This window comes from Bacillus sp. AFS098217 (assembly GCF_002551815.1).
GTDB lineage: Bacteria > Bacillota > Bacilli > Bacillales > Bacillaceae_G > Bacillus_A.
The window spans coordinates 1-9,949 of sequence record NZ_NVPR01000126.1 but is presented as its reverse complement, the minus strand read 5'-3'; the positions used below and the strand labels follow the sequence as shown (position 1 = coordinate 9,949).

7 protein-coding genes and 1 pseudogene are annotated in these 9,949 nt (G+C 34.2%); 5 read left to right on the top strand and 3 right to left on the bottom strand.

The window, feature by feature from the left end:
- Positions 1 to 539 precede the first annotated feature (539 nt).
- Positions 540 to 1,793, bottom strand: a complete 1,254-nt coding sequence (locus tag COO03_RS23450; RefSeq protein WP_097899410.1) for a glycosyltransferase family 39 protein — start codon at positions 1,791 to 1,793, stop codon at positions 540 to 542.
- A gap of 210 nt (positions 1,794 to 2,003) precedes the next feature.
- Between COO03_RS23450 and COO03_RS23445 the strand changes: the two are divergent.
- The 4 genes and pseudogenes from COO03_RS23445 to COO03_RS23430 all read left to right on the top strand — a co-directional run.
- Positions 2,004 to 2,255 (top strand): annotated as a pseudogene (locus tag COO03_RS23445) (LTA synthase family protein); the annotation flags it as partial.
- A 328-nt stretch (positions 2,256 to 2,583) separates the two neighbouring features.
- Positions 2,584 to 3,669 carry a thermonuclease family protein gene (locus COO03_RS23440; RefSeq protein WP_097899409.1) on the top strand — a complete coding sequence of 362 codons (1,086 nt, stop codon included), beginning with the start codon at positions 2,584 to 2,586 and terminating at the stop codon, positions 3,667 to 3,669.
- 180 nt (positions 3,670 to 3,849) lie between these two features.
- Positions 3,850 to 5,067, top strand: a complete 1,218-nt coding sequence (locus COO03_RS23435) for an ATP-binding protein (RefSeq protein WP_097899408.1) — start codon at positions 3,850 to 3,852, stop codon at positions 5,065 to 5,067.
- Positions 5,068 to 5,098: 31 nt separating this feature from the next.
- On the top strand, positions 5,099 to 6,325 hold the full coding sequence (locus COO03_RS23430; protein WP_097899411.1) for an ATP-binding protein: 1,227 nt from the start codon (positions 5,099 to 5,101) through the stop codon (positions 6,323 to 6,325).
- A 431-nt stretch (positions 6,326 to 6,756) separates the two neighbouring features.
- On the opposite strand, the gene COO03_RS23425 is transcribed toward COO03_RS23430, so the two are convergent.
- Complete coding sequence (locus COO03_RS23425; protein WP_097899407.1) at positions 6,757 to 8,133, bottom strand: MFS transporter; 1,377 nt, start codon at positions 8,131 to 8,133, stop codon at positions 6,757 to 6,759.
- Between the two features lie 129 nt (positions 8,134 to 8,262).
- On the opposite strand from COO03_RS23425, the gene COO03_RS23420 reads away from it, so the two are divergent.
- Complete coding sequence (locus COO03_RS23420; RefSeq protein WP_097899406.1) at positions 8,263 to 8,628, top strand: winged helix-turn-helix transcriptional regulator; 366 nt, start codon at positions 8,263 to 8,265, stop codon at positions 8,626 to 8,628.
- A 456-nt stretch (positions 8,629 to 9,084) separates the two neighbouring features.
- Here the strand turns inward: COO03_RS23420 and COO03_RS23415 are convergent, their stop codons facing one another.
- The gene (locus COO03_RS23415) at positions 9,085 to 9,813 is read right to left on the bottom strand and encodes a histidine phosphatase family protein (protein WP_097899405.1); all 729 of its coding nucleotides are present in this window, start codon (positions 9,811 to 9,813) and stop codon (positions 9,085 to 9,087) included.
- Between the last annotated feature and the right edge of the window lie 136 nt (positions 9,814 to 9,949).

Genomic DNA, 9,949 nt, shown 5'->3' with positions numbered 1-9,949 from the left:
GATGGGAGAGAGCATCTGGCCATGCATAGAAGCGGTCAGTGCCTTTTTCCGCCCCATGCGAAATGAAAACAGAAAGAGCAAACGAGTGTAAGTTACGTTTTATTCTGCATAGCAGGGATTTAGATGCCGAAAAATTAAAATGGATTTATATAGTATGAAACATCCTATCATTTTTCCCCTTAATTGAAGAATTATATGATGCACTAGAGTTCATGGTTTATATTTTTACCTCAATTTATAATATGGACCTGTTAACACAGTCTTTAAATGGTATCTTTAGCGGTGAAAATATGAAAGCGAACTTAGAGCACTCTCATAAAAATAGATTTTCTACAAATACAGTTAAGTCTAATAAGGGAATACATCCTTTGGAACAATGAAAAGGATGTATTCTCTTATTGAAGTTTGTATCATTTTCCTCATGCTATGCATAGCATGAGGAAAATGGGACTGAACATAATATTCTATTACATATAAAAAATGAAATTATTGTAAAAAGAGGTTGTCCGAAAATGGACAACCTCTTTTGAATTCATATATTACGCGCGGTTTGTGCCCCAAAATGGAAGCTTTGTTGTAACATAAACTAATCCGTATGCAAGAATTAAGCACATAAGAGGATTAATGAAGAATCCGTAGCGGTTAATTGCTAGGAATAGATTTGAGAATATGATGTAGATAACACAACTAGCTACTAACATCATTACGCGCTTATGTTTAAATGAGTTCAGCATGAAGCAGAAACTACTTAAGAATGTACCGATAATAAAGACTCTATGACAAAGCTGCATAAAGTTATGAATGCGGTATTGATCTACAGCAGGAGCCGTTTTGAATAACTCGATTGTTTTCCCGAGAGTAAACCAAGAGAACCAATACGTGAAATCTGTCTTAAATCCATTTTTGATTAATTCTTTCGCATACGCACCTTTATCTGTAAATCCATTTGCTTTCATTTGGTTTACTACGTTTTCGTAACCAATTTTGTTAAATGGATCTGCGCCGGCAATTAATGGGTCAGCACCTTGTGTTGAGAACAAAATAAATTGATGAAGTGCTAAATAGTTACGAACGACCCATGCACCAATGATAAAGAATGGCCCAATAAACCATAACAGGCCGATTTTAATAGAGTCCTTGAATCCATATGTAAACAAGACAACAAGAACAGGAATCAGCAGCATCGGAGCCGGATTTGGACGGAACATGAGTAAAATAGATACAACAACTCCGAACCATATATGGAATTTCACTTTATTGTACTTCCACGCAAGAACAAATACATACACACTTAAGCACAAGAGGAACATCGAAGGAACTTCTGTTAATAATGTGCGGAAGTATGTATAGTTACTCGGATAAATAGCGTATAAAATACTTGCAACAATTCCATAAATATTCTTTTCAAATAACTCTTTTCCGATTAAAAATACTAATAGTACTGTACCGAGATTGAGCAACATGTTAATGACAGTTGCTACGTAGTAGTAAGGAATATGTGTTACGTCAGAAATGATCATTGCGCCAGCTAATAATAGCGGTTGACCAGGTGTTATGTATGCATTTTTCCCAGGTACTTCACTAGGCTCTAAATATACATAACCAAATACACCATGTTTTAATAACTGTTCAGCTGTTAACGAATAGTTAAATGCATCGTTCGCGCCATATGTTACTTTTACTAGCTCTCCATCTAATCCTGGTTGTTTTACTAAACAAAAAACGTGCAGGAGAAAAGAAAGCGCCAAAATTACATATACCGCTTTAGGCAAACTTTTAAACTTGGCTAACAAAAATAAGCATCTCCTTTGTTCATTACTTTTGTATTTATTTCGTGATAAAGTCCTAACATCATTAAGCCTATCCAAAACATAATTGCATTATATCATAAAGTGAAACTTCCATCAGCGAGGTTTTACAGTAATGCCCTGTGAAACAAATTTCAACCATATTTTAAGGAATACTTAAGAAGCTATATGTATAATAGAGGCGTGTATGGAGACGGAATGGTAAGTCCTATCTATTTCACAAACCTTGTGTTTGATTATGCGGGATTAAATAAATCACCGTTTTATCAATTCTTATCGAAGTTACATCAAGAAATCTCAGTACTCAGAGACGAACTAAAGATAAGTCAAGATGGAAAAGTAATAAAAAATTTAAGCGACAAGCAAAAAGAAATGTTGAGTCAATATAAACTACTTCAATATGATTTATTAGTAGGAAAGCAATATAGTAAAGAGATATTATTTTAGCAGAATATTGTGTATATAAAAAGAACTTGTAGATAGGCTACAAGTTCTTTTTTCAGTATATTTATAACGGGGTATAACTAGACAAGCTGGATCAATCAGGGAGTATTACTTGTAAATTTAGTATAAACCAAATTGTAACCGTTTTATTAATCTATTTGTGAGAATTATGTGAATTTTGGAATGGTCAATCTTTTTTATAATTACAGATGATTTTGTATTCGGGATAAAATAGAGTAGTGATTCGGCAAAATTCGACAATGAGATATCTATATATCTGTTATCCTAGGTAAGTTCGTTATGTTTAACAGCTATATAGGGAGGATTTTACATGGCAAAAAAGCTATTTTTACTTTTGCTGAGTAGCTTATGTGCAGTGAGCTTAACAGCGTGCAAAGGTGCGGATAATCAAGCAAAAGCAACAGAGAAGACAGAACAAAAAGAAGATGTTAAAAAAGCAGAAGAAGTTAAGCAGGCAGAAAAAGCAAAACAAGAGGAAGAAGCAAAGAAAGCAGAAGAATTAAAGAAACAACAAGAGAGCAGTACATATGAGGAAGTTCCTGTAGAAGAGCGTGAGAACTATACGCCAAATGCGACTGAAAATAAAGTACAGAACACTGCATTAGTTAATGATGCAAGTACACAAGTTGCAGATGAGAAGAGTAAAATGAATCAAAATCGTGTTGTGAATGCAACTGTTGTGAAGAATATAGATGGCGACACATTAAAGGTGAAATTAGAAAACGGTAAAGAAGAAACAGTACGTTTTCTTCTTGTTGATACACCTGAAACAAAACATCCCCGTTTAGGCGTACAACCATTTGGGCCTGAAGCAAGCGCATTTACAAAAAAATATGCAAGTGTAGGTAAGCAAATTCAGCTTGAATTAGATGTAAGTGAGCGTGAAAAGTACGGTCGTTTATTAGCGTATGTATGGGTGGATGGGCAAATGTTAAATCGTATGCTAATTGATCAAGGATTGGCTCGTGTTGCATATGTATATGCACCAAATACGAAGTATGTAGATTATTTAAGAGAAGCACAGAAAAAAGCACAAGCGGCTAAAAAAGGAATTTGGAGCGTTGAAAATTACGCAACTGATAGTGGCTTTGACAAAAGCAAGGGACCAAAGCCAGCTGAGAAAAAGCAGGAAGCTGTAGTCCCTGCACCGAAGCAAGAACAGCAACAACCGGTGCAGCCGAAACCAGAACAAAAGCAGGAACAAAAACAGGAACAAAAACAGGAACAAAAACAACCTGTACAGCAACAACCAAATGAAAACTTACCACAAGAAAGCGGTCAATTCAAAAGCTGTAAAGAAGCAAAAGCTGCTGGATTTTCAAACATTCCAAAAGGACATCCGGCATATTCTGCTAAGTTAGATCGTGATGGAGATGGGATTGCTTGTGATAAATAAAATAAAAAGAATTTGCTGAGGAGGCAAATTCTTTTTATTTTATAATGAAATGGGATAAATGAGGTTAACTTTTTCTTATTATTCAATATTTTTGTGGTAAAACGTTGTAAGCGTTTATTATAATAATGAAAGTTAGTAGCAATATTATGAAAAGTATATGGCTTTTGAGGAAGTGTTAAAGTGAAAGAAAACTTTATCCTGTTTCAAGAAGAAAAGAAAAATGCCCATCTCTTTTTGTGGGTGTTTAATATTGTGTGGATTTCATATGAAATCGTGTATTCGATCATACTAAAAGATTCTGGTTCGTTTGTAAGGCTATACGTTCTTATTCCAAAGTTTGTGTACGGAGTAGGATTAATAGGATTTAGTGTGTATTTAATGAAAAAAAAGAAGGCGGATCGCATTAAGCATGTCTATTTGATAGCATATATGTGTGCGGAAAGTTTTAATTTATACTGGTATGCGATGCACAGCAAAGTAGCATTTGATGATGGAAATGTACTGGAATTTGTTTTCATTTTCTTTGTATCAATTTTTATGAGTAAACGATATTTCCTATGGTTATCTTCAATTATTATGGGAAAGTATATAATGTTATTTCTTGTTTTAGGAGACAAGCAAGCATTTATGTCATTAATCATGTATAGTCTTTTATTATTTGTATCATATCTTCTATTAAATCGATTTTCACAGTATCTTTCTACTATAAATGATGTAATGACAGCAACGAGGGAGTCTGAAAAATCGATGGTGATTGGAAAGATGGCGGCATCTGTTGGACATGAGATTCGAAACCCTCTTTCATCATTAAAAGGATTTACGCAATTGCAGAAAGAAAAACATGCAGATGATAAAACCTACGAATATATGATTGATGAAATTGAGCATATAAATAATATGGTAAGTAAACTCATGGCGATTGCTGCTTGTAAGCGTTCTATTTATAGTAGTCAATTTATAGGGGAAGTTGTATCGAGTACAATGAAAGAAATGGAGCAAGACATAAAAAGAAAACAGCTACAGCTCGTTTATGATACTGAATCTGATCAAATAAAAATAGAGTGTGATAATCGAAAGTTAAAAGAAGGATTTTTATATGTACTAAAAAATGCGATTGAATCAATGGAACATGGTGGAACGCTTTGGGTACAGATAAAAGAGCAAGATGAAGACTATGTAATAGTAAGTATTATTGATAGTGGATGTGGAATACAGGAAGAGAATTTAAGTCGTATAAAAGAGGCTTTCTATACGACGAAGAAAGATGGGATTGGTTTAGGACTTACTGTAGCTCGTAAGCTTATTGAAGAACATCAAGGGAAAATCCAGATTACAAGTGAAAGAAATGTAGGAACAAAAGTCGACATTATTTTACCTAAAGAGCAGAACGAGGAGTAATATGGCTTTTGGGAATAAAGGGGTTTGCTACATGAGCAGTATTTATACATTAACAAAGGAAGAAGTTCGAACGTTAAACCTTTTTTTAAGTTTATTTTTTGTAGCCTGTTTCGTATACGATATTGCATGTTATTATGTTATGCCTAAGTTAGAAGGAGCAAGTGGTATTCCTATTCTAGAGAGGGGCTTAGGGGTATGGTCGTATATTTGTATGATGATATTAGTATTTGTAAGCATATACGTGATGAAACGAAAGAATCCGTATACTGTGAAATACATTATTTTCATAGGATATAGCATATTAGATTTCATTCATAATTTTATCATTTACTATGAAACAGGTTTAGAGTTTGATGGAGGAAATATAGTCGAGGGCTTTTTCTTTCTTTTTGCACCGATTTTTGTGAATAAGCGTTATTTTTGGTTTGTGGCGGGAGGGACGATTCTTAAGTATGTTTTAATGGGGATCGTTGTGAAGTCGTTAATTGTTCTTATTCCTATCATTCTTTGTAGTTTGTTTTCAATTATAAGTTGGATTATTTTATTGAGATTTCAATCGTATATTCGAACAATCGAAATGATGCATCAAGAATGGAAGCAGAAAGAAAAGGTGGCTATAGTTGGAAGGATGGCAACAGTTATTGGAGATAAAATACGTAAACCTCTAATAGTATTAAGGAAACTTGTCCAAAATCAGCAAGAAAAATATCCAGAGGATGAGAATAAAGTATATAGTGAGATCATGATGAAAGAAATTGAAAGAATTGATATTATCGCAAATGATTTAATGATACTCGGAAATTCAAGGGAAAAAGAATATCAGAATCATGATATAAGAGATATTATTTCATATGTACAGGTCGTAATTGGCGAACTTGCTAAACAAAGTGGTGTTAATGTATATGCGGATTATGGTGAGAACATCCCGCTTATTAAATGTGATGAAAAACGGTTAAAACAAGTATTTGTAAATCTAATAAAGAATGCAATTGAAGCTATGCCATCAGGGGGAACAATTACCATTCAAGTAACTTTTCAAGATGTAATGATCATTCGTATTACAGATGAAGGATGCGGCATACAAAAAGATAAGATTCTAAGGCTTAGTGAAGCCTTTTATACAACAAAAGAAGATGGAACTGGCTTAGGATTAATGGTTACATACAAGATTATTGAAGAACATCAAGGTACAATACAATTTAAGAGTGAAGTTGGGGTTGGAACTACGGTTGAGATTGTGTTACCGATTAGAGGATAGATGAATACAAGTTGAAAAAACCTTTCTTTTTAGGTGGACGAGAGCATTTGGCCATGCATAGAAGCGGCCAGTGCCTTTTTCATTCACATACAAAGTTGAAAAGAAAGAGTAAAAGCGAGTGCAGATTATGTTTTATTTTGCATAGCAGCAACTGATATGTTGAAAAATTAAAATGGATTTTATAGATGGAAAGTAAACGTGAATCTAAGATTTCATATTTAAATAAAAAAGGGTCCTGAAAATTCGAAGGCACTGAAAAAGTCCCTCAAAAAAAGAAGATAACTACCTACTAATATAGGAGGATAGTTATCTTCTTTTTAATTTCTGTATATTGATAAAAATTCTGTTGTTTACTTAAAGTAGACAATTTTTTAGCAGCTTGATATGTTCTATGGTCACATTTTTTATCCTAATTTGTAATTTTATAGAAGCTATTTTTTAATGAAATACGAGACAAGAAATCCCGCGAGTAGATAAGAAGTTCCCATGGTTAAGAAACTATACTTTGCCCATTCATACCATCCTCCTGAGCTGTGAAGGATAATACTCATAATAGCCACCCCAACTAAAGCACCAACTTGCCGATTTACATTTAAAGTGGCACCCGCTATGTTCCCGTGTTCACGACCAGCTGATTGCATTACAATTGTAGTCATGGCTGGAACGGAAACACCAATTCCAAGATTTACGATGGAATAAATAGTTGCCGGCATCCAGTAAGGTGTATGTGGTGAGATGAAAGTTAAAACGAATGAACCGAAACTTGCGATGAACAAGGATATGAGCATAGGTAACTTAGAGCCAAACCGATTTGCTAGTTTTGCAAATAAGAGATTTCCAACTACAAAGACAGCCATCATTGGTAACAGTTGAAGTCCGGCTAGAAAAGGAGTAGCGCCTCGTGCGTGCTGGAGAAATAATCCAAACATGAAGATGCCACCAAATAATGCAAAGTTGATTAAAAAGCCGACAATGTTTGCAGAAGAAAATCGTTGATCATAAAATAACGAAAATGGAATGATTGGTTGTTTTGCATTACGCTCAGCGATGATAAACAAACTAGCGGCTATAATTGTGATAAGAAATCCACTTAGTATTTGTGGTGCCGTCCAGCCGTAGGAAGGACCCTCAATAAGGCTAAAAGCTAGGCTCGCTAAAGTGATAACACCTAATCCATGGTTGAAAAGATTTAGTTTGATTGCCTGGCGCGATGAAATAGGAATAACGTAGTAGGCAAGTAAAATTCCGATGATGCCAATTGGTAAGTTAATAATAAAAATACTTCTCCATCCCAATGTGTGGACTAATACTCCTCCGACGAAGGGGCCAATACCTGAAGCAACTGAAACGATAGCCGACCATAATCCAAACATTTTTGCACGTTGTTTTTCGTTTGGATAAGAAGCAGCTAGAAGACTAAGAGAGCTTGGCATAAATAGTGCCGCGCCCACACCTTGCAGGATCCGTGAGACGATAAGAATATTTCCAGACGATGCGATAGAGCAGAAAAGTGAAGCGAGAACGAAACAAACTAATCCAACTAAATACATATATTTCGCACCATATCGGTTCGCAAGTGACCCACCGATAAGGAGTAAAGAGGCAAATGATAGCATATAGCCATCTACAATCCAAGTGGCGCTAGAAATTCCCATATGTAAATTAACCCGAATATCAGCAACCGCTACATTTACGACAGTGACATCAAGCGTAGCCATAATAAAACCCATTGCGAGTGCGAGTAAAGTTATTATGCTGGAAGATTTCATTTGTTTCGTTTCTAAATGTGTTACTGAGCTGGTTCTCATGTTCAAGCCCCCAATATATATTTACTAATATTTCCCTGAACACTATAATAAATAAAGTGCTTTATTTATGGAAGTACTGATTTTTTATATAGTTACTATAATTTTGTATAGTTAAGGGGGATAAATGTGATGTGCGGAAAAGAAGAGCAACACATATCAAAATGTTCTATTGAAAAAACGATGAGTGTAATTGGCGGGAAGTGGACGTTTCTCATTTTACGAGACTTATTTTACGGACCAAAGCGATTTGCAGAATTGGAAAAATTGCTAGGTGGTATTAGCCCAAGAACTCTTTCGTTACGCTTAAAAGAATTAGAGAATGAAAAAATTATAGAAAGAACGGTTTACTCAACGATGCCACCTCATGTGGAATATTCTTTATCAAAAAAAGGCCAAACACTTCGTCCAATTTTTGATGCGATGAGAGCGTGGGGAGATTCGTGGAATGTTTTAGATTTGGAAGAAGATAAAAAGAAAAGTACAGCACTTAGTTGAAAGTGATGTATTTCACATTGAATTTAAATAACTTGTATTTTATAAATTAAATTTTCACAGAAAAAAACAACTTGCATAAGAACAAGTTGTTTTTTTCTAGGCTTTTTTCCATAGGGTACAACAAAGAAAGAGCGGAGAACACGCAAAATGTCAATCAAGTGGAATAGGGTAAATCTTTAAGAAAATTAAAGATTCGGAAAATTCTTAATCGCTAAGGGTATTTTTGTTACTCTTTCTTTGTAATTATGAGTTTAGCATTAAAAGTAAAATAAAACAACAAAAAAATACAAATTTTCTATAAATTCGACATTTTTTTGTTACCGTAATCCTGCTTATTAGAATTCAATGTATCTAGAAAGTTTTCATTCATATAATCAATGTTGTGGATATGTAAATAAAAAGGCAGCTCCTTGTAAGGAATCTGCCTTTTTCTCATTCTATTATTTTATACATCCGTTATAATTTTACACTTTCTTTTCCTTTTTCAGCATAACTCATGTCACCAACAGATTCGACTTTATATTGTCCATTCTTATAGAGAATTTTAGTTACACTTGCATTTTCCAATCCCAATTTTATTTTACTACTATCAAGCATTTCTACTAATACAGTGATCGCAAGTCCATGAGATACAATTAAAACGTTACCCCCTCCATTTTTGGCAGTCTCTTCACTAATTGTATCAATTTCCTTTTTTATACGGGTTGAAAGAGTTTTCCAATCCTCAGCCTGTTTCGTATGGTCTGCTGCTGCAATGAAGTTAACGATTTCTTCAATAGATAACTTCATTAGTTCATCTGCTGATTTAATACCAGCAGATGAACTAATAGCTTTCCACATGTTTTCAATCTTATCGCCTTCAAAAAAACCAAAATTCAATTCACGTAAGTCTTTCCTTTGCTCAAGTTTTAAATTTGATTGTCCACTATATGTTAATACCAAGTTAGCAGTTTCAATTGCACGACCACTATCGCTACTATAAGCATCAACAAAATGAATATCTTTTAATCCATTTCCTAAACCTTTAGCAACTTCAACACCTGTTTCTACTAATGGAGAATCTGCCCACCCTTGCACACGATTACTAGTATTTAACATTGTTTTACCGTGTCTAGTAATATATAACGTAACGATATTATCCTTGTTTTTATCTGATGTATGAATACTCTCTTCTGGTTTCTTCATTAAGCTCTCTCCCTTTAGAATAATCTATCTGTTTTAATTGAAATCTATATAAATCCATTTTCATTTTTCGACATCTAAATCCCTGCTATGCAGACTAAAAAGCAACCTACACTTGCTTGCTCTTTCTGTTTTTACT